The organism is Candidatus Tokpelaia sp. (assembly GCF_008636115.1).
Classification (GTDB): domain Bacteria; phylum Pseudomonadota; class Alphaproteobacteria; order Rhizobiales; family Rhizobiaceae; genus QLZD01.
Window position 1 is genome coordinate 1 of sequence record NZ_QLZD01000017.1, and the last position, 736, is coordinate 736.

Genomic DNA, 736 nt, shown 5'->3' on the forward strand with positions numbered 1-736 from the left:
TTGCGGCCTTATGCGCATTTTCCAGATTTTTCAAAATATCGGGCTTGGGGGCGCTTTCAATAGTTTTACAAGTTGTCATCTCATTCTCCTTATTTTTGCCGTATTCTCTCCAGAACGCCTTGAGCGCGGCGTCTCCGCTCTCTTTGGATATTTCCAATAAAGCCTCCTGCTCCGCGCTGGTCAGCTCCGCGAAAGAGCGCCCCCTCTTTTTATCAAGAGCTTCCCGGTTGAGCGCGCTAGCGCATGTATCGCAGTAGCGGGCGTATTTATCGTAAATCTGTCTGCCGCATTGAGCGCAATCACTCCATTCCATTATTCACCTACCCTGTCCTTTATGCGGCGCTCAATCACCCCAACTGCCCAATCATATAGGCGGCTGGCAATCGTGAAGGAGAACAGGCCGATGATAAAACCCGTCCCGCTGGCCGTGTTTAAAAGGTCGTCCTCGGCAATGCCTGTTTTGCGGCTTATCATCAAAATCAGCATCGGGTTGAGGCAGAATGTAATAATCCCGCCAAAAATGGCGGAAAGAATATATTCAATTTTGCTGTCGCGCTTGGAAAAATAAGCGCCGAACAAGCCCCCAATAACGCCAATCGCTATGGTTATAACGCCGCTTACCGGCCCCAAAAAATTATGAGAATCCCCGTTCATACGGTCTCCTTACTTTGTGGCCCCTGCCATGGCCTCATATTTTTCTAAAATCTGCCGGGCGTGAGAGGTGAGCAGCATATGT

General features: G+C 49.6%; 2 protein-coding genes. Both read right to left on the reverse strand.

Going from position 1 to position 736, the window contains the following annotated elements; genetic code table 11:
• Positions 1-313, reverse strand: a 313-nt coding sequence (locus DPQ22_RS09035; RefSeq protein WP_210244009.1) for a hypothetical protein, incomplete at its 3' end; no start/stop codon positions are given.
• A complete protein-coding gene (locus tag DPQ22_RS01995) occupies positions 313-654 on the reverse strand; it encodes a hypothetical protein (RefSeq protein WP_150212916.1) in 342 nt (113 codons plus the stop codon). The genes DPQ22_RS01995 and DPQ22_RS09035, both read right to left, overlap by 1 nt.
• Between the last annotated feature and the right edge of the window lie 82 nt (positions 655-736).